Genomic DNA, 26515 nt, shown 5'->3' with positions numbered 1-26515 from the left:
AACACGGAAGTTAAGCTCTTTAGCGCCGATGGTAGTTGGGGGCTTCCCCCTGTGAGAGTAGGACGTCGCTAGGCACTTATGAAGTCATGGATATCTTCCATGGCTTTTTTATTTTATCAACTAAAAAAATCGTGGTACACTACATATTAAATTTATACAGATGAAAAGGTAACTAACATAGATAGCATTTCCTACTTATACTTGAACAGAATAACGGAGGAATGAAAATGAGGTATACTATTTTTTCGTCTCTTTCGATTTTTTGCCTACTACTCACACTCTTACTGTTTGGTTATGATTCTACGAAACGGTATGGGAGTTTTTTTAAATTCCTTTATGATATCAGTGTATTAATGCCATTTATATTAGGTGGAATAGGTATTGTTAGTGCCCTTTTAGGTATTAAAGGAGAGTATCGTTTCATTCTTGTTGTCCTACATTCATTTTTATTGCTACTATTTCTAGGCATCTATATTAAAGCTTTGTATGGATTTAGCTGAACGGTAATCTAAACTGCGGTATCCATCCGCAGTTTTTTTATATTTACTAAACAATTAATTAGTTCTTGCTCACTTCCTAAGGCATCTCAAGGTATAATGAAGGAACAAGTGCTAGGAAATAAATTAATGTATTGAAAGGGAGAAACAGTTGGGAAAGAAGCAAATTTGGTATGAAGTACAAGAAAACGAGTCCATTGAAGAATGTTTAGAAAGAATGCGACACGATGGGTACATGGCTATTGGTCGAAAAGAAGAGCCCCTTTTTCACTTAGTCGATGGTGAACCCACGTTATTACGTCAAAAAATTCAATTTAAAGCTATACCTACTCAAGATATGGAATGATTTTGACTAAAATCCGAACATTTTTTTTGAGCTTATAAAAAATGTTCGCATTTTTGCATTGACGATAATACAATCCCTTGTTAAAATGTGATAAGGAAAAACAAATAAATCCCACATATATGCTAGAGGATTGGCTCTAGTGTCTCTACCCGGCACCGTAAATGCTGGACTATGCGGGAAAGCACTTTTGGCTTTTATGAGAAGATTAATGTACGGTTTGTACATTGACAAATTCTTGCCCTAATAAGTCCTCAAGTAAGCTGCTTTCACGCGTAAAGGTAGAGAGTAGTTTATTTGAGGATTTTCTTTGTAAAAAGGTAAAAATTGCAGGGCTATTCATATAGAGGCTTGCACAATAATTGATCATTTTTCTATCGTTTAAAAGGAGCGACAATTTATGAATCCGAAAATCGGTGTCATTATGGGTAGTTCAAGTGACTGGGAAACAATGAAACATACATGTGATATTTTAGACGAATTACAAGTACCGTACGAAAAGAAGGTTGTATCTGCACATCGAACACCAGATTTAATGTTTGAATATGCCGAAACAGCACGCAAACGGGGAATACAAGTAATTATAGCTGGGGCAGGTGGAGCCGCACATTTACCTGGAATGGTAGCAGCTAAAACCACTTTACCTGTAATCGGTGTACCAGTTCAATCACGTGCGCTGAATGGGCTTGATTCACTGTTATCCATCGTTCAAATGCCTGGTGGTGTGCCTGTAGCAACTGTAGCTATTGGGAAAGCGGGAGCAACAAACGCTGGTTTACTAGCTGCTCAAATTTTGTCAACGACAGATGCAGAACTTGCTGAAGCATTAGATGCTCGACGTGAAGCTACAAAGCAGCAAGTATTAGAAAGCACAGGTGACTTAGTGTGACAAAAATTATTTATCCTGGACAAACGATAGGTATTATAGGTGGGGGACAGCTTGGTCGAATGATGGCTCTTGCTGCAAAGGAGTCTGGTTTTAAAATTGCTGTACTTGAACCAGCAATGGACTCACCTTGTGGGCAAGTGGCAGATGTTCGCATTGTAGCTCCATATGATGATGAATCTGCTTTAGAAGAACTTGCAGAAGTCAGTGATGTTATCACATATGAATTTGAAAATATTGATTATGAAGGCTTAAAACGTTTATCACAAATGGCTTATGTTCCTCAGGGGGCCGAGTTGGTACGCATTACACAAAACCGTATAACCGAAAAAGAAGCTATTGTGAAAGCTGGTTGCCCAGTAGCACCATATATTGTTGCAAAAACTTATGAAGAATTAGTAGCCAATATTGATTCGATTGGTTATCCTTGTATAGTCAAAACAGCAAGAGGTGGTTATGATGGCAAGGGACAGCAGCTATTAAAATCAACTGAAGATCTTCCATTAGCGAAAGAACTCTTCACGCATTCTTCATGTATTGCAGAAGGATTCGTACCCTTCGTAAAAGAGGTATCGGTCATTGTTCAAAGAAATGGTAGTGGTGAATCGTATTGTCAGCCAGTTGGAGAGAACATTCATGTTCATCATATTCTGCATGAAACAATTGTGCCTGCTCGCATAACAGAAAGCACAGCTCAGGCTGCGGAACGAGAAGCTTTAAAAATTGCTGATTACTTACATTTAGTAGGAACGTTAGCGGTAGAAATGTTCGTGCTAGAAGATGGTGGCATTGTTATTAATGAATTAGCACCAAGACCTCATAATTCAGGTCACTATTCAATAGAGGCGTGTAATGTTTCACAATTCCATCAGCATATACGAGCTGTTTGTGGTTGGCCATTACGTAAGCCAGAACTTTGGGCACCATCCATTATGATCAATGTATTAGGGCAGCATGTCGTGCCATTGAGTAACTCCATTGCTAAATATCCTGAATGGTCTATCCATCTTTATGGGAAAGCTGAAGCTAAGGTCAACCGTAAGATGGGCCATGTAACGATTATGACAAAAAACTTAGAAGAAACATTACAACAAATCGAGAGTTCTGGCATTTGGTCAGAATAGAAGGAGATACGCAATGATTGAACGTTACACAAGACCCGAAATGGGCGCAATATGGACAGAACAAAATAAATATCAAGCTTGGCTAGAAGTAGAAATCCTAGCTTGTGAGGCGTGGGCAGAAATAGGTGATATTCCGAAAGAGGATGTTGCTAAAATTCGTGAAAATGCTTCATTTGATGTGAACCGTATTTTAGAAATTGAACAAGAAACTCGTCATGACGTAGTAGCCTTTACACGTGCCGTTTCGGAAACACTTGGTGAGGAACGTAAATGGGTACATTATGGTTTAACTTCTACAGACGTAGTTGACACAGCACTTTCTTATTTAATCAAACAAGCAAATGATATTTTACGTAAAGATATCGTGAATTTCATTGATATTATTGCTGCAAAGGCAAAAGAACATAAACATACAGTGATGATGGGCCGCACACATGGCGTTCATGCAGAGCCAACAACTTTCGGTTTAAAGCTTGGTTTATGGTATGAGGAAATGAAGCGTAACCTGGAACGTTTTGAAGCAGCCGCTAAAGTTATTGAAACAGGGAAAATGTCTGGCGCTGTTGGAACATATGCCAATATCGATCCTCGCGTTGAGCAATATGTTTGTGATCAACTTGGTCTGGCTGCATCACCAATTTCAACACAAACTTTACAGCGTGATCGTCATGCGCAATATTTAGGAGCATTAGCTTTAATTGCTACTTCCATTGAAAAATTTGCAACAGAAATTCGCGGTTTACAGAAATCTGAAACGCGTGAAGTGGAAGAAGCTTTTGCAAAAGGTCAAAAAGGATCATCAGCAATGCCACATAAACGTAATCCAATCGGTTCTGAAAACATGGTTGGAATGTCTCGTTTAATGCGTGGATACATGGTGACAGCTTATGAAAATGTCGCTTTATGGCATGAACGTGATATTTCTCATTCTTCTGCAGAACGCGTTATTTTACCGGATGCAACAATTACTCTTAACTATATGTTAAGTCGCTTCGGTAATATAGTGAAAAACTTAACAGTATTCCCTGAAAACATGAAACGTAATATGACTCGCACATATGGTCTTATTTACTCTCAGCGCATTTTGTTAGCATTAATTGATAAAGGATTAGTACGTGAGGAAGCTTATGATACTGTACAGCCTTTAGCTATGCAAGCATGGGACGAGCAGGTACAGTTCCGCACATTAGTCGATGCAAGTGAAAAAATCACATCTTATTTAACAAAAGAAGAGCTGGATGAGTGCTTTGATTACAATTACCACTTACAGCATGTGGATATGATTTTTGAACGTCTAGGACTTAACTAATATTTATTTCGCCAATAAAAAATAAATGTTAGAGCCACCAGTAAATGCTTCAGAATTGAACCGTGGAGAACACGGTTCGATTCTGATCATTCATAAAAGCGTATCTCATAATATCAGGGGGAAAAACGAATGACTAAAGGTCAACTTTTGTATGAAGGTAAAGCAAAAAAATTGTATACAACGGAGGAGCCGAATGTGCTGCTTGTTGAGTACAAGGATAGTGCGACTGCATTCAATGGTGAAAAGAAAGAGGAAATAGAAGGTAAGGGCATTTTAAATAATCGCATTACTTCATTAATTTTCGAAAAATTACAAGGAAACGGAATTGCGTCACATTTCGTAAAACAATTATCCGATACGCAACAACTTGTAAGAAAAGTAGATATTATTCCGATTGAAGTAGTCGTTCGTAATATAGTTGCAGGAAGTTTAGCAAAACGTATTGGTCTTGAAGAGGGCATACCTTTAAAACGACCAATCGTTGAGTTTTACTATAAAGACGATGAGTTAGGTGATCCATTCATTACAACTGAGCATATAGATGTTCTGGAGCTTGCAACGTCTGATGAAGTATCGACTATTTACGATAAGGCACTAGCTATTAACAAAGTTCTACAGCCAATCTTTGCTGATGTCAATGTGACACTAATTGATTTTAAATTAGAGTTTGGCCGTGATGCAGATGGCCATGTATTATTGGCAGATGAAATTTCACCAGATACATGTCGACTTTGGGATGCAACAACGAAGCAAAAGTTAGACAAAGATGTTTTTCGTAGAGACCTTGGTAATTTAACTGAAGTTTATACTATTATACTTTCTAGACTCGGAGGCAAATAACAATGAAAAAAGTAAAAATCTATGTAACATTACGTGAGAGCATTCTTGATCCACAAGGCTCTGCAGTACAGGGTTCTTTAGCTAAAATGGGCTACGGTGAAGTAGAGGATTTACGTATCGGTAAATATCTTGAACTATCAATTAAAGATTCAGAGCGTGACATTGATACTCTAGTAAAAGAAATGTGTGAAAAGGTTTTAACGAACGTTGTAATTGAGGACTACCGTTATGAAGTCGAGGAGGCTAACTAATCATGAAATTCGCAGTACTCGTATTCCCTGGGTCAAACTGTGATATCGATATGTATCATGCGATTAAAGACGAGCTAGGTGAAGAAGTAGAATATGTATGGCATACAGCAACAGATCTAAGTGGCTTTGATGGCGTATTAGTACCTGGAGGATTCTCATATGGAGATTACCTTCGTTGTGGTGCAATGGCTAATCAATCTAACATTATGGCAGAAGTTAAGAAAGCAGCAGACGCTGGTAAACCTGTACTAGGTGTATGTAATGGATTCCAAATTCTAACAGAAGCAGGGCTATTGCCAGGTGCTTTATTACGCAATAAAAACTTGAAGTTTATGTGCCGTACAGTGCAGCTAAAAGTGGAGAACAACAATACATTATTCACAAACCAATACGAGCAAGGTCAAATTATTCATATCCCAATCGCACATGGTGAAGGGAATTACTACTGTGATGAGGAGACTTTACAATCACTAAAAGATAATAATCAAATCGTATTCACATACTCAGGTGACAATCCAAACGGTTCTTTGGAAGATATCGCAGGGATTATAAACGAGCGCGGCAATGTATTAGGGATGATGCCTCACCCAGAACGAGCTGTTGATGCACTGGTGGGTGGCGCAGACGGTTTAGCAGTATTTAAATCAATTGTGAAGCAGTGGAGGGAAAATCATGTCAACAACTAAGTTTGAGCCAACAGCACAGCAAATTAAAGATGAAAAGCTATACGCTGGTATGGGGATGTCAGACGAAGAATTTGCATTGGTAGAAGGTATTTTAGAACGTCTACCTAATTGGACAGAGACAGGTCTTTTCTCAGTAATGTGGTCTGAGCACTGCTCATACAAAAATTCAAAGCCAGTATTACGTAAATTCCCTACAAAGGGGCCACAAGTTTTACAAGGACCTGGGGAAGGTGCAGGTATTGTTGATATCGGTGACGAGCAAGCCGTAGTGTTTAAAATGGAGTCTCATAACCATCCATCTGCAATTGAGCCATACCAAGGGGCTGCCACTGGTGTGGGCGGTATTATCCGTGATGTTTTCTCTATGGGTGCACGTCCTATCGCCATGCTGAACTCATTACGCTTTGGTGAATTAAAATCAGCGCGCGGTAAATATCTATTTGAAGAAGTCGTAGCTGGGATCGCTGGATATGGTAACTGTATTGGTATCCCTACAGTAGGTGGCGAAATTCAATTTGATCCTTGTTATGAAGGCAATCCACTTGTTAATGCCATGTGTGTAGGCTTAATTGATCATAAAGATATTCAACGAGGTATTGCAGCAGGCGTTGGAAATACAGTTATGTACGTGGGTGCGAAAACAGGACGAGACGGAATTCATGGTGCAACATTTGCTTCAGAAGAATTAACAGAGGAATCAGAAAATCAACGTCCAGCAGTACAAGTAGGGGACCCATTCATGGAGAAACTTTTACTTGAAGCATGTTTAGAAGTTGTAAAATCTGATGCTCTAGTTGGGATTCAAGATATGGGCGCAGCTGGTCTTACTTCCTCTTCAGCAGAAATGGCTTCAAAGGCTGGTTCTGGTGTAGAAATGAATTTAGATTTAGTACCTCAACGTGAGACAGGTATGACAGCATACGAAATGATGCTATCTGAATCTCAAGAACGTATGCTATTAGTCGTGAAAAAGGGTCGCGAGGATGAAATTAAGGCGATTTTTGATAAATATGATTTAGATGCGGTAGCAATAGGCCGTGTTACAGATGATAAAATGCTTCGTCTTTTACACGATGGACAAGTAGTGGCAGAAGTACCTGCTGATGCGTTAGCCGAGGATGCACCAGTTTACCATAAACCATCTGCTGAACCTGCTTACTATGCTCAGTTCCAAGCAATTGAAAATACAGAGCCAGCTGTTACGGATTATAAAGAAACATTAAATGCTTTATTAAAAGCACCGACAATTGCTTCGAAAGAATGGGTTTACGATCAGTACGATTATCAGGTTCGTACGTCAACTGTTGTTAAACCAGGCTCAGATGCTGCAGTTATTCGTGTACGTGGTACAAATAAAGGTTTAGCCATGACAACAGACTGCAACTCTCGCTATATTTATTTAGATCCTGAGATAGGCGGCGCTATTGCAGTGGCTGAAGCAGCTCGTAATATTGTTGCTTCTGGTGGTACACCCCTTGCAATTACAGACTGTTTAAACTTTGGCAATCCAGAGAAGCCAGAAATCTTCTGGCAAATTGAAAAATCTGCTGATGGTATTTCGGCTGCATGTACAGCATTGAATGCACCGGTAATTGGCGGTAACGTATCGCTTTATAATGAGCGTTCAGGTGAAGCCGTTTATCCAACACCAACAATTGGTATGGTAGGTCTAATTGAAGACCTAGCCCATGTTACAACACAGGAAGTAAAAGCCGCAGGAGATATCGTATTTGTCATTGGGGAAACAACGACTGAGTTCGGTGGTTCAGAGCTTCAAAAATTATTAAATAATGGCGTTATTTCTGGGAAGGCACCAGCTATCGATCTAGAGATGGAAGCAGCACGTCAGCAGGCTTTATTAAAAGCTATAAAAGCTGGTCTTGTGCAGTCTGCACATGATGTGGCTGAAGGTGGACTTGCAGTGGCTATCGCAGAAAAAACTTTCAGTGCAAATGGACTTGGTGTTGACGTTGCATTAACGGGTTCTGCTACAACTGCGTTATTCAGTGAAAGTCAATCACGTTTTGTTGTCACAGTTAAAGAAGAACATGCAGCTGCATTTGTCGAAATCATCAAAGATGCTCATAAAATTGGTGTCGTAACAAACGATGCACTTGTTAAAATCAACGGGGACAAAGGTGTGCTTGTAGAAGGTACAGTGGAGGAATTCCGTTCTAATTGGAAAGGAGCAATCCCATGCTTGCTGAACTCAGAGGCTTAAACGAAGAATGTGGGGTGTTTGGCATTTGGGGTAACCCAAATCCAGCACACCTTAGTTATTACGGGCTTCATGCTCTTCAACACCGTGGTCAAGAAGGCGCAGGTATCGTCGTTTCTGATGGTCAGCACCTTCGCGCGGTGAAAGGCGAAGGACTAGTTAATGATGTTTTCAACGAAGATAAATTAAAGGCAGTGAACGGCAAAGCAGCAATTGCCCATGTTCGTTATACAACTGCTGGTGGTGGCGGTATTGAAAATGTACAGCCATTATTATTCCATTCCTCAACTGGCAGCCTTTCCATTGCCCATAACGGTAACTTAGTCAATGCGACACATCTGAAACAGTATTTAGAGCGACAAGGTAGTATTTTTCATTCTAGCTCTGATACAGAAGTGCTGGCGCATCTTATTAAGAAAAGTTCGCATTCACCATTTAGGGCTAAGGTGAAAAATGCCCTTTCATTATTAAAGGGTGCGTATTCTTGCTTAATTATGACAAAGGATGAAATGCTTGTTGCACGTGATCCACATGGTTTACGCCCGCTCTCTCTTGGAAAGTTAGGAGAAGGCTGGGTAGTAGCTTCTGAAACTTGTGCATTTGATTTAATAGGAGCAGAATTCGTTCGTTCTGTAGAACCAGGTGAATTATTAATTATTAACGATGAGGGCGTTAAGTCAGACCGCTTTGCTGATATGGAAAAGCGTTCTATGTGTGCGATGGAATATGTATATCTAGCACGTCCTGATTCGGATATTGATGGTATTAATGTCCATATGGCACGTAAACGTATGGGGAAACAGCTTGCTCGTGAATGTGCACATATTGAGGCTGATGTTGTAACTGGGGTACCAGATTCTAGTATTTCAGCTGCCATAGGTTTTGCAGAAGAAAGTGGTATACCTTATGAACTTGGTCTGATTAAAAATCGTTATGTAGGGCGTACTTTTATTCAACCGACACAGGAATTACGCGAACGTGGTGTGAAAATGAAGCTTTCACCAGTTGTTCAAGTTGTCAAAGGTAAACGCGTAGTTATGGTGGACGATTCTATTGTACGCGGAACAACTTCACGTCGAATTGTCAAAATGTTAAAAGATGCTGGTGCAGCAGAGGTTCACGTGGTTATTTCGTCCCCACCTATGACAAATCCTTGTTATTATGGCATTGATACGTCAACACATGAGGAACTTATTGCATCTAGTCATAAAGTAGATGAAATTCGTGAAGTAATTGGTGCAGATTCTCTGACTTTCCTTTCTGTTGAAGGCATGGTTGAGACCATTGCACGTCCATATGAAGATGAAAACCGTGGACTATGCCTTGCATGCTTTACAGGTAAATATCCAACTGAGATTTTCCCGGATACCATCTTACCACATGAAAAGGAACTATTACGTTAAGAAATACATCGCAATGAATGAGTGTCTTCTAGAAGATTATAAAAAATTCTAGGGTACTCGTAGGCGATTTAGATGATAAGGAGGAACTCTGCGTGTCAAAGGCATATGAACAAGCAGGTGTAAATATTGAAGCGGGCTATGAAGCTGTAAAACGAATGAAATCTCATGTAGAACGTACGAACCGACTAGGTGTCATGGGAACGTTTGGTGGCTTTGGTGGTATGTTTGACTTGTCAGAACTAAATCTAAAAGAACCTGTTCTTATTTCAGGAACTGATGGTGTAGGGACAAAGCTAAAGCTAGCATTCATGGTAGACAAGCACGATACTATTGGTGTGGATTGTGTAGCAATGTGCGTGAATGATATCGTTGCACAAGGAGCGGAGCCGCTATACTTTTTAGATTACGTAGCACTTGGGAAAGCAGAGCCTGCAAAAATTGAGCAAATTGTTAAAGGGGTAGCGGATGGCTGTGTGCAATCTGGTGCAGCTCTAATTGGTGGCGAAACAGCAGAAATGCCAGGTCTATATGAAGAAGATGAATATGATTTAGCTGGCTTTGCGGTGGGGGCTTGTGAAAAGTCTGCCATTGTGACAGGAGAAAAAATTGTCGAGGGCGATGTACTTATTGGTATTGCTTCGAGTGGTGTGCATTCAAACGGTTATTCTTTAGTACGTAAAATTGTCTTTGCAGATCATCAATATGCGGTGGATGCCATTGTAGAAAACTATGAAGATTTAGGTCCAATCGGTGAGGCGCTATTAGTCCCAACAAAGCTTTATGCTAAGCCTGTATTAGCGGCTTTAAAAGCAGCAGATGTTCACGGCTGTGCCCACGTTACTGGTGGAGGTTTCTATGAAAATTTACCACGTATGATGCCTGAAGGATTAGCAACAGAAATTGACTTAGGTTCATGGCCTGTATTACGTATCTTTGAATTCCTAAAGGATAAAGGTCAATTAGAGGATAAGGATTTATATAATGTGTTTAATATGGGGATCGGTTTTGTCATAGCTGTTCCAGCAGCAGAAGCTGATAGAGTTATGGCAGCGGTAGAAGCAAATGGTGAAAAGGCTTATACAATCGGTCGTGTCATTCAAGGCGACGGAGTAGTGTTTAATGGGACACATGATGGGAGTTTAGTGTAATGACTGCACCAACAAAAATTGCCGTGTTCGCATCAGGAAGCGGTAGTAATTTTCAAGCCATTCAGGAGGCTATTAAACGTGGGGAACTGCATGCAAAGGTTGAGCTAGTAGTGACAGATAAGCCCGGTGCATATGTAGTGACACGTGCTGAACACTTTGAAATTCCAGTGTTAGCCTTGAACCCGAAAGATTTTCCCTCGAAAGCCGCTTACGAGTCAGCAATTGTCGATGCTCTACATGAGTGCGATGTGAAATGGATTGTCCTTGCAGGATATATGCGTTTAATTAGTGATGTATTATTAGCAGCCTTTCCACAGAGAATTGTTAATATTCATCCTTCCTTATTACCAGCCTTTCCTGGGAAGGATGCTATCGGACAAGCATTGAATCATGGGGTGAAGATAACGGGTGTAACGGTGCATTTTGTTGATGAAGGAATGGATACTGGCCCAATTATCGCACAGGCTGCTGTACCTGTTATTGAAGGAAATCGAGAGGCAACAGAAGCTGCTATCCATAAGCAAGAGCATTTATTATATACAAAGGCTTTACAGCAATTATTACAATAACTGAAGGAGGAGTTAGGTCGAGAACCTTACTCAACACTCAACACCTAACTCTATGAATCTTTGACAGCAAGTTAGTTCGTGCAAGAGCACGATAAAAATTAGGAGGATATTGTTGTGACAAAACGTGCATTAATCAGTGTTTCCAATAAAGATGGTATTTTAGAATTTGCAAAGGAATTAGTAGCATTAGGTTATGAAATTTTATCAACTGGCGGTACTAAAAAAATGCTACAGGACAATGCAGTAGCTGTAACAGCAGTAGATGAAGTAACGAAGTTTCCAGAAATTTTAGATGGCCGTGTTAAAACATTAAATCCAATGATTCACGGTGGTTTATTAGGGAAATTTGATGATGACTCTCATCAGGCACAAATGAATGAGCATGGAATTGAGCCAATAGAAATTGTTTGTGTCAATCTTTATCCTTTCGTTGAAACAATTTCAAAGCCTAATGTAACATGGGATGATGCAATTGAAAACATTGATATCGGTGGCCCTACAATGTTACGATCCGCTGCAAAAAACCATCAATATGTAACAGTCATCGTAGACAGCAATGACTATGCAACAGTATTAGAGGAACTAAAAGCTGGTGGTGCCACAACAATTGAGACACGTCGTAAATTGGCTGCAAAGGTTTTCCGTCACACAGCCGCCTATGATTCGTATATCTCGAACTATTTGACAGAAGAAGAGTTCCCAGAGAGCTTAACAATGACGTATGAATTAAAGCAGAACTTACGCTATGGTGAAAATCCGCACCAAAAAGCGGCATTTTACCAAAAACGTCTTGGCTCTGATTTCTCATTAGCTTATGCAACACAATTACATGGTAAAGAGTTATCCTATAACAATATTCAAGATGGGAATGCAGCTTTGCAAATCGTGAAAGAGTTTGAAATGCCAGCTGCAGTTGCTGTAAAGCATATGAATCCTTGTGGAGTTGGAACAGGTGTCACACTAGAGGAAGCATTTGATAAAGCGTATGAAGCAGATCCAACATCTATTTTTGGTGGAATTATCGCTCTGAATATGGAAGTGGATGCAGCAACTGCTGAGAAGCTAAGTCATATTTTTCTAGAAATTATTATTGCTCCTGCTTTCTCACAAGAGGCACTCGATATTTTAACGAAAAAGAAAAATATTCGCTTATTAATAATTCCGTTCGAGCAAGCGAAGCAAGATCAATTTAATGTAGTATCTGTAGAGGGCGGTCTTCTTGTACAGGAACCGGATCGCTATGGTTTTGCCAATGCAGATATAAAGGTAGTAACAGATCGTGAACCAACAAAACAAGAATGGGAAGCATTGCAACTTGGTTGGTCTGTTGTTAAGCATGTTAAATCAAACGCGATCGTTGTAACGGATTCTCAAATGACACTTGGTGTAGGCGCTGGTCAAATGAACCGCGTTGGTGCTGCGAAAATTGCCTTTGAGCAAGCTGGTGAAAAAGCAAAAGGTGCTGCATTGGCATCAGATGCATTCTTCCCAATGAGTGATACTGTTGAGGCTGCAGCTGCAGCTGGTATTACAGCTATTATTCAGCCAGGTGGATCTATTAAAGATCAAGATTCAATCGATAAAGCGAATGAATACGGCATTACTATGGTATTTACAGGCGTACGCCATTTTAAACATTAATTAATAATGACATTAAACAGACCGAGATGTGGGTTCATCTCGGTCTTACTTACAAAGAGGAGGATTCTCTAAAATGAATGTATTAGTAATCGGAAGTGGCGGTCGTGAGCATGCAATCGCTAGACAATTTAGCATTTCTCCATCCGTTAACCAAGTATTTGTAGCACCTGGAAATGACGGAATGCGAGGCGAGGTAGCGGTTGTTAGTATTGACACAATGGATTTTGCAGGACTTGCCCAATTTGCCAAGGAAAATGATATTGCTTTAACCTTTGTCGGCCCAGAACAACCACTTGCTGAAGGCATTGTCGATTTCTTTACAGCTCGTGGATTATGTATTTTTGGTCCGACAAAGACGGCAGCTCAAATAGAAAGTAGTAAGTCGTATGCAAAAGAAGTGATGAATAAATACAATATACCAACAGCAGCCCATAAAACATTTACTGAAGCAGAACAAGCTATTGCTTATATTAAAGAACAAGGCGCACCCATTGTTATTAAAGCGGATGGCTTAGCAGCTGGTAAGGGTGTTGTTGTGGCGATGACAGAGAAAGAAGCTATTGAAGCTGTACAAGATATGATTGGCAAACAACGCTTTGGTGAATCATCTTCTCGCGTTGTCATCGAAGAATTTTTAGACGGGGAAGAATTCTCCTTTATGTCTTTTGTGCATAAAGGACAAATTTATCCTATGGTGATTGCACAGGACCATAAACGAGCGTATGACGGTGATAAAGGACCTAATACAGGTGGGATGGGTGCTTACTCTCCAGTACCACAAATATCACAAGAAGTTATAGATATTGCTTACCAAACGATTGTTGAGCCAACTGTTAAAGGGATGGAGGCGGATGGCGCTTCCTTTACAGGTATTTTATATGCAGGCTTAATTTTAACGAAGAAAGGCCCTCAGGTTATTGAGTTTAATGCTCGTTTTGGTGATCCAGAAACACAAGTAGTTTTACCTCGAATGGTTTCCGACTTTGGGGCATTTATGATGGCATTAATGAACGAGCAGCCATTTGATTTGCAATGGTCGGAAGATGCTATGCTAGGTGTTGTTATTGCAGCTGAAGGATATCCAGGCGATGTTGAAAAAGGCAAAGCATTACCAAATTTAGAGGAACTATCTAAGTCATATGCTGTATTCCATGCAGGTACAAAATTAGTAGATGGTCAATTTCTTGGGAATGGTGGTCGTGTCCTGTTAGTTGGGGCTAAAGAGCCTACTTTACAAGAAGCACAGCAAAAAGTATATGCTGGCATTGCTAAAGAAACCTGGGATCACTTTTTCTTCCGCCAAGATATTGGCTGGCGTACATTCAAATAATCATTATTTTCACTAAAATTTAAAATATTTTTACTCCTCTGATGAAACCTCTTAAAGTTTCAAACGTAAGAGGTAAGAGCCGTCTCCAAATTAGATTGGGACGGCTCCTTTGACTAAGAAGGGTTTTGAGCATTATTCGATGTAGAATTGCTCCTTGTTGAGGAATTTTGGGTTGAAGCGCTGGTATCAGATTGCTTTGAAGCAGTAGCTTGTGAACCTGAAGAATTGCCAGCTATTGCAGAAGAGAAATCCTTCATGAGCTTATCGATTTGCTCAGAGGACATAGAATTTTGCCCACTGAACATACTTTGCATAGAGGTATTCATGGCATTTTGCATATTAGTGCTCATGAGAGCCTTGGTTGGACAATATTTAAAGAGTCCTTCTGCCATTTTCATGGCTCCTAATGCAATCATCAATCGACCTTTTGTACAATTAGGATTTCTTGAAACTTTAGCGATACCAAATGCTGTCAAACTTGTACCCATGGCAAAACGACAAAATGCATTTTTTTCGCTTAAATTTGCTTGCTGCATCATAATACTTCCTCCTTTAGTCATTGTGGAAAAAATAGGCGAGGTGCACTTTGCTTTATGAAAGTGCTGTGTTACGATTGAAACAAGATGATTGCATAAAGCATAAATTTTATGAAAGTATGCGATATGCAATAGTAGTATGTGATTCCAAATTGGTTTTACACAATGAAAAATTACGTAATTTTAGGAAGGAGCGAATAGCATGGATCCAGTATGGAAAATAACAAAAATACGTCAGCAATTAGCAGTAATTGATGGAAAAAAGGCACCTGATATTGTGTTGAAAAATGCAAGGTATTTGCATAGTATGCTGAAACAGTGGATAGTAGGAAACATTTGGATTTTAGGGGACCGCATTGTCTATGCTGGTGACAGAATGCCTCCTTTAATAGAAGGAACAGAAGTGGTGGATTGTACAGGGAAAACAATTGTACCAGGCTATATTGAGCCACATGTACATCCTTTCCAGCTGTATCATCCACAATCCTTTGCAGATTTTTGTGGTCAGCTAGGGACGACGACTTTTATTTCCGATAATTTAAGTTTTGTTTTAAATTTAGAAAATAAGAAAGCGTTTTCAATTTTAGATCATTTGAAAAAGTTACCGTTTTCTTTTTATTGGTGGACTCGCTTTGATTCGCAAACCGAATTGGAGCAGGAGGAAGAGGTATTCTCTAACACATCTATATTAGAATGGTTAGAGCGAAGTGATGTTTTGCTTGGTGGAGAGTTGACAGGCTGGCCTAAGCTGTTACATGGGGACGATCAAATGCTGTATCGCATGCAAATGGCAAAGGGACTAGGTAAAAAAATCGAAGGTCATTTCCCTGGTGCCTCCGAGAGAACTTTAGCTCGTATGAAACTTCTTGGTGCAGATGGCGATCATGAAGCGATGACAGTGGAAGAAGTGGAACGTCGTATCATGCAAGGCTATGCTGTTACATTACGTCATTCATCCATTCGACCAGATTTACCTCATCTACTAAAAGGAATCGTAGAAAAAGAGCTTCCGATTTTTGATCATTTAATGATGACAACAGATGGTTCACCACCTTCGTTCCATGAAGATGGCGTGATGGATAAATGTATTCAAGTAGCCTTAGATGCAGGAGTTTCTCCAATTGATGCCTACCAAATGGCTTCGTATAATGTAGCACGCTATTATAATATGTCCAATTTACATGGTTTTATCGCGACAGGTCGCTTTGCCTCACTTAATATTTTACAAGATGAATATCATCCTGTACCAGAAAGTGTCCTATCAAAAGGTGTTTGGCTAAAACGTGATGGAGAACGTGTTCATAGACTGGCAGCCATCGATTATTCTGCTATCCCTGCGTTCAATTTAGATTTTTCCTTAGACTCACAAGATTTCCAGTTTTCAATGCCTTTTGGAATTGAGCTTGTGAATGATGTCATTACAAAACCTTATAATTCATTAATTACTAGAGAAGGGCAACTGGCTAATCACGATGAGTGCTATTTAATGTTAATAAACCGACAAGGTCACTGGCATGTAAATACAATGATTAAAGGATTTGCAACAGGTGTTCAAGGCTTTGCATCGTCCTACTCAAACACAGGCGATATTTTATTAATCGGAAAAAATAAAGAAGATATGATCAAAGCGTTTGAAGAAATGAAGGCCATGAATGGTGGCATCGTCCTTGTAGAAAAAGGGGAAGTCATTGCAGATATACCATTATCCATTGGTGGGCTTTTATATGATGGGGATGTATTGACGCTAACAGAGAAAGAAAAAGCTTTAAAGCAAGCTTTAGCAGATCGTGGGTATCAATTAGGGGATGCTATTTACACATTATTATTTTTACAGTCCACTCATTTACCATATATTCGTATCACACCAAAAGGGATTTTCGATGTAATGAAGAATAAGTTATTATTACCTGCTGTTATGCGCTAATGTATGAAAGTGTAAACAGTTACTTTCATATGTAAATGTTCAAAGGAGAGTAATGCTTGTGTTCAAATCAAGGAAGTTATTAATGGCTATGGCATTTAGCGCTTTAGTGATCGGAGGATGCTCGAAGGATACTCCAAAGGTCAAAGAAGAAGATGAGACTGTAGCACAGGAAGAAACCGTAGTTGATGACCATGTGCAGCAACCAGCATTCGTAGCCCCACTTACAGGAGAAGCAGTACAAGAAGAAATAACTCAGCGGCCTATTATCGTGACGATTAATAATCATCCAGCCGCCCGCCCGCAATCAGGGTTAGCTGCAGCTGATATCATTTATGAGATGCTGGCAGAAGGTAATGTGACTCGCTTTTTAGCAGTGTATCAAAGCGAGCTGCCTGAAAATATAGGACCTGTTCGTAGTGCACGCTCCTATTTTATCGATATGGCAAAAGGTTTCGATGCCTTTTATGTAGCTCATGGCTATAGTCCAGAGGCGAAAACGATGCTAGATAATCGTGTAGTCGATAATATCAATGGAATGGCTTATGATGGTATTCTTTTTAAACGTTCAAGCGAACGAATTGCACCACACAATTCATATATTACATCAGAAAAGATACTAAAGGGTGCTGAAATGGTAGGCGCTTCAATGAATTACAGTGAAAAAGTACTTCAGGCTTTTTATGAACCCGATGAACGTGGTAAAATAGGCATTGAAACAAGTCAAGTTGACATTTACTACGGAAATAATGAAGATTTCCACAATTCGTATGTGTATGATCATCAAAGTAATCACTATGAACGACAATCGGCTGGCGTGGACACAAAAGATATGTTAACCGGCGAAGCATTATCATTGGCAAATGTTCTGTTTTTTGAAATGGATCACCAAATAGTGGATGATATTGGTCGCCAAACAATTGATTTAACTTCTGGTGGAAATGCGTATGTATTTCAAAATGGCTATTTGAGAGAAGTCAAATGGGCTAATGTGAATGAAATACCAACGGCTGTGGAGCAATCAGGGGAGCCTGTAAAGCTAGTACCAGGAAAGTCTTGGGTCCATTTTGTACCATCTTCACCAGGGTTACAAGCAATGGTGAAAACGCAGCCTTAAAGGGAGGAAAATTGCATGCAAATCGAAAAAATTCGAGGGCATCAAACAGATCAATTATTTAAAGCAGTGTTAGAGCTGAAAGACATCGAAGAATGCTATAAGTTTTTTGATGATTTATGTACGATTAGTGAAATTCAATCGTTGGCACAACGCTTTGAGGTTGCACATTTATTGCGTTTAAAGAAAACCTATGAATCCATTAAAAAGGAAACGGGTGCAAGTACTGCAACGATTTCACGTGTTCGTCGTTGCTTTGATTATGGAAACGATACATATGATGAAATGCTAGGTCGTTTGTATCCTGATGAGAAACCGTTTCAAGCACCAAAATAATAGCTGAAAATGAGACTGGGTAGAAGTTCTACTCAGTCTTTTTCATTTTTTTGTCGTTCATCATAAGCTATACTTGTAAACGAATAGATAGAAAACGATAGGTGGTAAAATAAATGGATTATTTAGAATGGAGACATGTGTTCAAGTTAGATCCTGCAAAGGACATTTCAGATGAAAACTTAGAAAAAATTTGTGAATCTGGAACTGATGTTATTTTAGTAGGTGGCACAGATAATGTGACATTGGATGGGGTATTAGATTTACTTGTTCGTGTTAGAAGGTTCGAAGTCCCGATAGCTTTAGAAATTTCCACGATTGATGCGATTACACCGGGCTATGATTATTACTTCATTCCGACGGTATTAAATAGCGATGATCCAAAATGGATTAAAAATTTGCATCATGCAGCTATTAAAGAATTTGGAGATATCATGGTGTGGGATGAATTAGTTGCAGAAGGTTATTGTATTTTAAATCCTGATTGTAAAGTGGCACAAGTAACAGGTGCTACAACCAATTTATCAATTGACGATATCGTAGCCTATGCACGTATGGCAGAAAATTTCTTTAAACTTCCCGTATTTTATTTAGAGTACAGTGGAATTTACGGAAATCCAGAGATAGTAAGTGCTGTGAAAAATGAATTGAAGCATACTAAGCTCTTTTATGGTGGGGGAATTACATCAGCCAAGCAGGCAGAGGAAATGGCCCGGTTCGCAGATACGGTTGTAGTTGGAAATATTATTTATGATGATTTAAAAGTGGCACTTGCGACTGTTAAGGCTGTTAAAAATACGTTATAATTTTAGAACAAATGTTTGTAAGGCGGTGCGAAATGGAACAGTTAACAAAAAATTTACTAGCAGGGATGAATCCTGAACAAGAAAGAGCAGTCAAAACCACTGAGGGACCACTACTGATCATGGCTGGTGCTGGATCAGGAAAAACACGAGTATTAACACATCGTATTGCTTACTTAATCATAGAAAAGGAAGTATATCCATCCAAAGTTTTAGCCATTACATTTACTAATAAAGCTGCTCGAGAAATGCGAGAGCGTATTGACGGTATTCTAGGCAATGGGACTGGCGATAGTATGTGGGTATCAACTTTCCACTCCATGTGTGTAAGAATTTTACGTCGCAATGTTGATCAACTAGGCATATCTCGTAATTTTTCGATTCTAGATTCTACGGATCAACTTTCGGTGATCAAAAATGTAATGAAGGATGAGAATATCGATCCGAAGCGGTTTGAGCCACGAGCAATTTTAAATGCTATTAGTGCAGCCAAAAATGAGTGCATTACAGCAGATGATTACGCGGGTCAAATGAATGATAAAAACCCTTATGAACAAACCGTTGCAAGTGTTTATAAAGGTTATGAAAAAAGATTACGTCGCAACCAATCCCTTGATTTTGATGATTTAATTATGACAACTATTACGTTGTTCAAGCGTGTACCAGAAGTGCTGGAATACTATCAAAATAAATTTCAATATATTCATGTAGATGAATATCAGGATACTAACAAATCCCAATACTTACTTGTGCAATTATTAGCTAAGAAATTTAAAAATATTTGTGTTGTAGGGGATTCTGATCAATCAATATATCGCTGGCGTGGTGCAGATATTGGTAATATCCTTTCCTTTGAAAAGGATTATCCGAATGCTAAAGTGATTATGCTTGAACAAAATTATCGTTCGACTAAACGCATCCTACAAGCAGCAAATGACGTCATTCAAAATAATACAACACGTTATCCAAAAGAACTGCGCACAGAAAATGCAGAGGGTGAAAAAATTGCGTTATACAAAGCTTATAATGAGCAGGAAGAAGCACAATTTGTTGTACAAACCATCCAACAGTTGATGGAAAAGGAAAATCGTACATTTGATGATTTTGCCATATTATATCGTACGAATGCTCAGTCTCGTGTGATGGAGGAAGTGCTAGTTAAATCTAATATGGTTTATCAAATTGTTGGCGGGACAAAGTTCTATGATCGAAAAGAAATTAAAGACTTACTTGCTTATTTGCGCCTAATTGCTAATAATGACGATGATTTATCACTTGCACGTATTATTAATGAACCAAAGCGTAGTATTGGTGCCACATCTTTTGAGAAAATGGCCCGCTATGCTATCGAGCAGGATCGTTCCATTTTTGATGCTATGAATGATCTCATTTTCATGGGTCTGTCTGGGAAAGCAGCGAACTCAGCAGAACAATTTTATGCAATGATTAAAGGCTTTACAGAAATGCAAGAATATTTATCGGTCACAGAACTGGTTGAGCAAGTCATTGATAAATCTGGCTACCGCACAATGCTACAAAATGAAAAGACAATAGAAGCTGAAAGTCGTTTAGAAAATATTGAAGAATTTTTATCTGTCACAAAAGCATTTGAGGAGCGCAGTGATGATAAAAGTCTCATAGCGTTTTTAACGGATTTAGCATTAATAGCTGATATCGATGCTCTTGATAAAGAGGATGCATCCAAGGGAAATATTATTTTAATGACGATGCATGCTGCTAAGGGCTTGGAGTTTCCTATTGTTTTTATTATCGGTATGGAAGAAAACATTTTCCCTCATTCACGCTCCCTTGATGATCAAGATGAAATGGAAGAGGAACGCCGCCTTATGTATGTTGGTGTGACGCGTGCAGAGGAACGTCTATATTTAACATGTGCACAAAGCCGTACAATTTTTGGCCGTTCAAGCTTTAATAATTCTTCCCGATTTTTAGGTGAGATTTCTGAAGATATTACCGAGTCTATTTCCAAAGCTGGTGCTAAAACGAATGTACCGTTTGCTACTAGCAATCGTTCAACAGGTGGTTATCAAAAAAGTACACTTGGGTCCGTTCAACAAACTCAGCCTGCCACAGCTCGCTTACAATCAACAGGCGGAGATCAGTATGGCTGGAAGGCTGGAGATAAAGCCGTCCATAAAAAGTGGGGCACAGGTATGGTTGTAAGTGTAAAAGGCGAAGGTGATAGTACTGAGCTTGATATTGCTTTTCCACAACCAATTGGTATTAAGCGATTACTGGCACAATTTGCACCGATTGAAAAAGCGTAAGCGGAGGAACGTAAATGAACGAAATAGAACAACGAATAGCGGAGTTAAATAAATTATTACATGAATATGGTTATGCCTATTATGTACTAGATAAACCGGTCGTTGCTGACAGTGTTTATGATCAATTATTGCATGAATTGATTGCCTTAGAAGAGGCCAATCCATCACTTATTTTTCCCGATTCACCTACTCAGCGTGTTGGAGGAACAGTTGTAGAAGGCTTTAAAAAGGTGACACATGATTACCCTATGCTAAGTCTATCAAACGCTTTTAACGAAGCAGATTTACAAGAATTTGATCGTAAGGTTCGACAGGCTATTGGGGATCATTTCTCTTATGTATGTGAGCTGAAAATAGATGGTCTTGCCATTTCGTTAAAATATGAAAATGGCGTGTTTGTCCAAGGCGCAACAAGAGGAGATGGTGTTGTAGGGGAAGAAATTACAGCCAATTTAAAGACCATTCATGCGATACCACTCCGTTTAAAAGAACCGATTACAATAGAAGTACGCGGTGAAGCGTACATGCCAAAAAAATCATTTGAAAAATTAAATGCCCAACGTGCTGACAATGGTGAAGAATTATTTGCTAATCCACGTAATGCTGCTGCAGGCTCTTTGAGGCAGTTAGACCCTAAAATTGCAGCAAGTCGCCAACTATCGACTTTCATCTATGCCATTGGTGGTGATGGTGAGGTTTATGGTATCGACGGACATGCAGAAATGCTTGATTATTTAGAGGATCTAGGCTTCCCTTCCAATAAAGAGCGTCAGCGCTGCTCTACAATCGAAGAAGTAATGGCCTTTATTGAGCATTGGACAGAAAACCGTCCACATTTAGCCTATGAAATTGATGGGATCGTTATAAAAGTCGACCGCTATGCTCAACAGGATGAGCTGGGCTATACGGCAAAAAGTCCACGCTGGGCCATTGCTTATAAATTCCCAGCAGAGGAAGTTGTCACGACATTACTAGATATTGATTTAACAGTGGGACGTACAGGGGTTGTCACACCAACAGCTATTTTAACGCCAGTTCAAGTAGCGGGGACAACAGTGCAACGAGCTTCATTACACAATGAAGACCTGATTCGAGAGAAAGATATACGCCGCGGGGATACAGTCATTATTCGAAAAGCTGGTGATATTATTCCACAAGTGGTCGGTGTGCTAATCGAGCAGCGTCCTGAAAACTCTGTGCCGTTTGAGATGCCCCAAAATTGTCCGGTATGTGATAGTGAATTGATTCGTATTGAGGGTGAAGTTGCTTTACGCTGTGTAAATCCTGCATGCTTTGCTCAAATTGCAGAAAGCATTAAATATTTTGTATCTCGTAATGCTATGAATATTGATGGCCTTGGAGATAAAGTAGTTGAGCAGTTATTACGTGCAGACTTCATACATGATGTTTCTGATTTATATCATTTAACAATAGAGCAATTGGTTGAACTAGAACGGATGGGCGAAAAATCTGCCACCAATTTAGTCAATGCGATTCAAGCCTCGAAGGAAAACTCGATGGAGCGTTTATTGATTGGTCTAGGAATTCGTCATGTTGGTGAAAAGGCTGCAAAAATCGTATCAGAGCAATTTGGTTCGATGGAAGCTGTCATGGCAGCAACAGAGGAACAACTTGTGGCTATTTATGAGATTGGTGATAAAATGGCATCTTCATTGGTTGAATATTTCTCAAACGATGACGCACGTGCAGTCATTGAACGTCTTGCTGAGGTAGGCGTGAATATGACCTTTAAAGGAAAAAAAGTAGAAGTAGTGGTAGGCGATAATCCTTTTGCAGGAAAAACAATTGTTTTAACTGGTAAACTTGAGCAATTGACACGTAACGAAGCAAAGGCGAAAATAGAAGAGTTAGGTGGGACTGTCACAGGCAGTGTCAGCAAAAAAACGGACCTTGTTATCGCAGGCGAGGATGCAGGCTCTAAGCTAGCAAAGGCTGAGCAATTAGGTATTGAAGTTTGGAATGAAGAAAACTTAATTGAACAACTTAACCTCATCTAATAAATACACTGATGACATACCCCAAGAAAGGTATGAATTATGCTAATGATTATTATCAGTGATTCGTCGAACCAAATTGAATATGAGTAAAGGAGCACTAAATAAAATGAAGTCTTTTCGACTCATTCCAGCACTTGTAGCAGCTGCAATGTTAGTCGGCTGTGTACCTTCTAATGAAGGGGGAACAGAGCTTACGCAGGAAACACAACAAGATGAAAAAACTGAAACAACTATTATCCCCAGCATACAAATTGATGAATCTTATTATAAGACACTTATTCCTTATAAAGAGAGTGCCAGTAGAGGTCTAGTTGTATCTAATATTTATACGAAATATGATATGAAGGAAGTAGAAGCAGGTTTAATGCGTCTCTCTCACCATGAGTTTGACACTGAAAACTATTACTTCCAAGAGGGTCAATATTTAGCTGAAAGTACAGTGAGCTCTTGGCTGGCTCGAAGCTCTCAGACAGAAGATGGATTAAATCCACCGACAACTGATACAATGACCCCCGAAGAGCGAGCAAAAAAGGCGCCTATTTACTTATCTCATATTGTTGAGCAAAATTACTTAACAAAAACTAAAGATAATAAAGTGAAATTAGGTGGAATTTCAATAGGACTTGCGCTTAACTCTATTTATTATTATCAAAAAGAACAGTATGGCGAATATTACGAGGAACCAATATCAGAGTCTGAGCTTGTTGAACAAGGCAAAAAAATGGCTGCTGAGATTGTTTCACGTTTACGTACACGTGATGAGCTAAAGGATATCCCAATTGTTGTTGGCTTGTTTAAGCAACAAGCCCGCAATAAGATTATTCCTGGCGCCTATTTCAGCTATGGTGTAGCAAAAGCTGGACAGAACAACATTGCTGATTGGGAAGGGATAGATGAAAATTATGTATTATTCCCAACAGATGATTCGCAGGATGTTTATCGAGACGTGAGTAAAAACTTCAAAATCTTTAAGCAAGATGTTGATAAATATTTCTCAAATTATACAAGTGTTATTGGTACAGGTTTCTATCGCAATAAAGAAATTCAAAAACTGACGATCGAAATTCCTATTCAATTTTTCGGTAAAGCAGAAATCATTGGATTTACACAATATTTGACAGGTATTTTAATCAATCGATTTAATAATATTCATGTTGAGGTGAGTATCACTTCTGTCAATGGTCCAGAGGCATTAATCAATAAAAAGGCCAATGATACGGATCCTTATGTACATGTCTATGAATAAAATAGTCAGCCTTTGTGCTGACTATTTTTTTATGTAGATAGAGATACTTAAAGGAAAACAACTGGTATAGATTAACAACACTTCGTTATAGTAGTGAAAGTTTCTATATTTTTGGTGAAAGTTGTGATTTTTAATAGGAAAAATGTTATGATTATTGGCATGGTTAAAACTTTATCCAACCCTATTGTTATCAATAAAAACAATAAATGGAGCAAGTATTCGGAGGTGTAAAAAATGGCTAAATTAACAAAAGAAGAAGTAAAGCACGTGGCAAATTTAGCACGTCTTGCAATTACTGAAGAGGAAGCTGAGAAGTTTGCTGAACAGCTTGGTAAAATTACTGACTTTGCAGAGCAATTAAACGAACTAGATACAGCAAATGTTGAACCTACAACGCATGTTTTACCATTAGTCAATGTAATGCGTGAAGATGTTGCAGTGAAAGGTCTAGACCGTGAAGTAATGATGTTAAACGTAAAAGAACAAGAAGATGGTCAAGTAAAAGTACCAGCTATCATGTAATACTAAAACATAGGAGGATTCCTCATGACGTTATTTGAACGTTCAGCTAAGGAGTTACAAGCGGAAATTAAAGCAGGTAACTTATCAATCGCTGACTTAACGAAAGAAGCATACGAGCGCATTGCAAAGCTTGATGGCGATGTACAAGCATTCCTTGCTTCAAACGAAGAAAAAGCAACTGCACAAGCAGCTGAAATGGATAAAGTACCATTTGAAGAGCGTGGACCGCTATTTGGTCTTCCGATTGGTGTGAAAGACAATATCGTAACAGAAGGCTTAGAAACAACTTGTGCCTCAAAAATTTTGGAAGGCTTTATGCCAATTTATGATGCAACTGTTGTCAACAAGCTACGTGAAGCTGGTATGATTACAGTCGGTAAACTAAACATGGACGAGTTTGCAATGGGTTCATCTAATGAAAACTCATACTATAAAACAACAAAAAATCCATGGAATCTAAATCACGTGCCAGGAGGATCTTCAGGTGCATCTGCAGCTTCTGTAGCAGCAGGAGAAGTTCCATTCTCTCTTGGTTCCGATACAGGTGGTTCAATCCGTCAACCAGCAGCTTACTGTGGAGTTGTAGGGATGAAACCTACATATGGTCGTGTGTCTCGTTTTGGTCTAGTGGCATTCGCCTCTTCTTTAGATCAAATTGGACCCATTACACGCAATGTTGAAGATAATGCGTTATTACTTGAGGCTATTGCAGGCTTAGATCCAAATGATTCTACTTCTGCTGACGTAGAGGTGCCAAACTATGCTGCAGCCCTTACTGGTGATATTAAAGGCTTACGTATCGCAGTACCAAAGGAATTCCTTGGTGAAGGTGTTGGCGAAGCAGCACGTCAATCAGTGCTTGAGGCATTAGAGGTATTAAAAGGCTTAGGTGCGACTGTAGAAGAAGTATCACTTCCTCATTCGAAATATGCGCTTGCAGCGTACTACATTCTTTCTTCATCTGAAGCGTCTTCTAACTTATCTCGTTTCGATGGTATCCGTTATGGTTTCCGTGCAGACAACGTGACAAATTTAATGGACCTTTATAAAGAAACACGTGCACAAGGTTTTGGGGATGAAGTAAAACGTCGTATCATGCTTGGAACTTATTCATTAAGCGCAGGTACGTATGATGCGTATTACAAAAAAGCACAACAAGCACGTACACTGATTAAAGCAGACTATGACAAAGTTTTTGAAGACTTCGATGTCATCATTGGACCTACATCACCAACACCAGCTTTCAAAATTGGTAAAAATGTGGATGATCCGATGACAATGTATGCAAATGATATTTTAACAATTCCGATGAACCTAGCGGGTGTACCTGCTATTTCCATTCCATGTGGTTTGGACAACGGACTACCATTAGGTTTACAAATTATTGGTAAATACTTCGATGAAGCAACTATTTACCGTGTAGCTCATGCTTTTGAACAAGCAACGGAGTTCCATAAACAAGTTCCTCAAATGTGGGAGGGAAAATAAC

The 26515-nt window shown here is 39.3% G+C and carries 23 protein-coding genes, 1 rRNA gene and 1 riboswitch; of the genes, 23 read left to right on the top strand and 1 reads right to left on the bottom strand.

Features of this window, described 5'->3' with window-relative positions; all coding sequences use genetic code 11:
* From rrf to purD, 14 genes are all read left to right on the top strand, one after another.
* Positions 1–74, top strand: a 5S ribosomal RNA gene (rrf, locus tag KVT27_RS27545); the annotation flags it as partial.
* 574 nt (positions 75–648) lie between these two features.
* Entirely contained in the window at positions 649–843 is a 195-nt protein-coding gene (locus tag KVT27_RS19430) for an NETI motif-containing protein (protein WP_025115753.1), read from the top strand.
* A gap of 93 nt (positions 844–936) precedes the next feature.
* Positions 937–1035: riboswitch (purine riboswitch) on the top strand.
* 205 nt (positions 1036–1240) lie between these two features.
* Positions 1241–1729 (top strand): 5-(carboxyamino)imidazole ribonucleotide mutase, encoded by a 489-nt coding sequence (gene purE / locus KVT27_RS19425; protein ID WP_150906832.1) that lies wholly within the window; start codon positions 1241–1243, stop codon positions 1727–1729.
* On the top strand, positions 1726–2850 hold the full coding sequence (gene purK, locus KVT27_RS19420) for a 5-(carboxyamino)imidazole ribonucleotide synthase (protein ID WP_036120721.1): 1125 nt from the start codon (positions 1726–1728) through the stop codon (positions 2848–2850). Before purE ends, purK begins: the two co-directional genes overlap by 4 nt.
* Before the next feature lie 13 nt (positions 2851–2863).
* Positions 2864–4159, top strand: coding sequence for an adenylosuccinate lyase (gene purB / locus KVT27_RS19415; RefSeq protein WP_008173672.1), 1296 nt, complete (start codon positions 2864–2866; stop codon positions 4157–4159).
* Between the two features lie 129 nt (positions 4160–4288).
* The gene (gene purC / locus KVT27_RS19410) at positions 4289–4999 is read left to right on the top strand and encodes a phosphoribosylaminoimidazolesuccinocarboxamide synthase (RefSeq protein WP_217581780.1); all 711 of its coding nucleotides are present in this window, start codon (positions 4289–4291) and stop codon (positions 4997–4999) included.
* 2 nt (positions 5000–5001) lie between these two features.
* Positions 5002–5250 carry a phosphoribosylformylglycinamidine synthase subunit PurS gene (gene purS / locus KVT27_RS19405; RefSeq protein WP_008173668.1) on the top strand — a complete coding sequence of 83 codons (249 nt, stop codon included), beginning with the start codon at positions 5002–5004 and terminating at the stop codon, positions 5248–5250.
* A 2-nt stretch (positions 5251–5252) separates the two neighbouring features.
* On the top strand, positions 5253–5936 hold the full coding sequence (gene purQ, locus KVT27_RS19400) for a phosphoribosylformylglycinamidine synthase subunit PurQ (protein WP_025115757.1): 684 nt from the start codon (positions 5253–5255) through the stop codon (positions 5934–5936).
* Positions 5923–8157, top strand: a complete 2235-nt coding sequence (gene purL, locus KVT27_RS19395) for a phosphoribosylformylglycinamidine synthase subunit PurL (protein ID WP_217581779.1) — start codon at positions 5923–5925, stop codon at positions 8155–8157. The genes purQ and purL overlap by 14 nt, the downstream gene beginning before the upstream one ends.
* Positions 8133–9557 carry an amidophosphoribosyltransferase gene (purF, locus tag KVT27_RS19390; RefSeq protein ID WP_008173665.1) on the top strand — a complete coding sequence of 475 codons (1425 nt, stop codon included), beginning with the start codon at positions 8133–8135 and terminating at the stop codon, positions 9555–9557. The genes purL and purF overlap by 25 nt, the downstream gene beginning before the upstream one ends.
* Positions 9558–9649: 92 nt before the next feature.
* On the top strand, positions 9650–10705 hold the full coding sequence (gene purM, locus KVT27_RS19385) for a phosphoribosylformylglycinamidine cyclo-ligase (RefSeq protein ID WP_036120708.1): 1056 nt from the start codon (positions 9650–9652) through the stop codon (positions 10703–10705).
* Positions 10705–11274, top strand: coding sequence for a phosphoribosylglycinamide formyltransferase (purN, locus tag KVT27_RS19380; protein ID WP_036120704.1), 570 nt, complete (start codon positions 10705–10707; stop codon positions 11272–11274). The genes purM and purN overlap by 1 nt, the downstream gene beginning before the upstream one ends.
* Before the next feature lie 114 nt (positions 11275–11388).
* Entirely contained in the window at positions 11389–12915 is a 1527-nt protein-coding gene (purH, locus tag KVT27_RS19375; protein ID WP_036120701.1) for a bifunctional phosphoribosylaminoimidazolecarboxamide formyltransferase/IMP cyclohydrolase, read from the top strand.
* Between the two features lie 73 nt (positions 12916–12988).
* Positions 12989–14245 (top strand): phosphoribosylamine--glycine ligase, encoded by a 1257-nt coding sequence (purD, locus tag KVT27_RS19370; protein ID WP_217581778.1) that lies wholly within the window; start codon positions 12989–12991, stop codon positions 14243–14245.
* Positions 14246–14358: 113 nt separating this feature from the next.
* Here the strand turns inward: purD and KVT27_RS19365 are convergent, their stop codons facing one another.
* Positions 14359–14784 carry a YgaP-like transmembrane domain gene (locus KVT27_RS19365; protein ID WP_025115764.1) on the bottom strand — a complete coding sequence of 142 codons (426 nt, stop codon included), beginning with the start codon at positions 14782–14784 and terminating at the stop codon, positions 14359–14361.
* A 199-nt stretch (positions 14785–14983) separates the two neighbouring features.
* On the opposite strand from KVT27_RS19365, the gene KVT27_RS19360 reads away from it, so the two are divergent.
* The 9 genes from KVT27_RS19360 (at position 14984) to gatA (ending at position 26514) form a co-directional block, all read left to right on the top strand.
* Entirely contained in the window at positions 14984–16705 is a 1722-nt protein-coding gene (locus tag KVT27_RS19360) for an adenine deaminase C-terminal domain-containing protein (RefSeq protein WP_036120695.1), read from the top strand.
* Between the two features lie 58 nt (positions 16706–16763).
* A complete protein-coding gene (locus KVT27_RS19355; protein ID WP_217581777.1) occupies positions 16764–17819 on the top strand; it encodes a DUF3048 domain-containing protein in 1056 nt (351 codons plus the stop codon).
* Positions 17820–17834: 15 nt separating this feature from the next.
* Positions 17835–18152: a YerC/YecD family TrpR-related protein gene (locus KVT27_RS19350; RefSeq protein WP_008173656.1), complete on the top strand. Its 318-nt coding sequence runs from the start codon at positions 17835–17837 to the stop codon at positions 18150–18152.
* 113 nt (positions 18153–18265) lie between these two features.
* On the top strand, positions 18266–18955 hold the full coding sequence (pcrB, locus tag KVT27_RS19345; RefSeq protein ID WP_217581776.1) for a heptaprenylglyceryl phosphate synthase: 690 nt from the start codon (positions 18266–18268) through the stop codon (positions 18953–18955).
* Between the two features lie 32 nt (positions 18956–18987).
* Complete coding sequence (gene pcrA / locus KVT27_RS19340; RefSeq protein ID WP_217581775.1) at positions 18988–21240, top strand: DNA helicase PcrA; 2253 nt, start codon at positions 18988–18990, stop codon at positions 21238–21240.
* A gap of 14 nt (positions 21241–21254) precedes the next feature.
* Entirely contained in the window at positions 21255–23258 is a 2004-nt protein-coding gene (ligA, locus tag KVT27_RS19335; RefSeq protein ID WP_217581774.1) for an NAD-dependent DNA ligase LigA, read from the top strand.
* Between the two features lie 106 nt (positions 23259–23364).
* Positions 23365–24504, top strand: a complete 1140-nt coding sequence (locus KVT27_RS19330; protein ID WP_217581773.1) for a CamS family sex pheromone protein — start codon at positions 23365–23367, stop codon at positions 24502–24504.
* Between the two features lie 234 nt (positions 24505–24738).
* Complete coding sequence (gatC, locus tag KVT27_RS19325) at positions 24739–25026, top strand: Asp-tRNA(Asn)/Glu-tRNA(Gln) amidotransferase subunit GatC (RefSeq protein WP_008173651.1); 288 nt, start codon at positions 24739–24741, stop codon at positions 25024–25026.
* A 24-nt stretch (positions 25027–25050) separates the two neighbouring features.
* Complete coding sequence (gatA, locus tag KVT27_RS19320; RefSeq protein ID WP_217581772.1) at positions 25051–26514, top strand: Asp-tRNA(Asn)/Glu-tRNA(Gln) amidotransferase subunit GatA; 1464 nt, start codon at positions 25051–25053, stop codon at positions 26512–26514.
* The last annotated feature ends 1 nt before the right edge of the window (position 26515 follow it).

This window comes from Lysinibacillus sp. GbtcB16, from assembly GCF_019091145.1.
In the GTDB taxonomy this organism is placed as follows: Bacteria; Bacillota; Bacilli; order Bacillales_A; family Planococcaceae; genus Lysinibacillus; species Lysinibacillus fusiformis.
The sequence above is the reverse complement of the archived record's forward strand: the minus strand, read 5'-3'. Positions and strand labels throughout refer to the sequence as shown.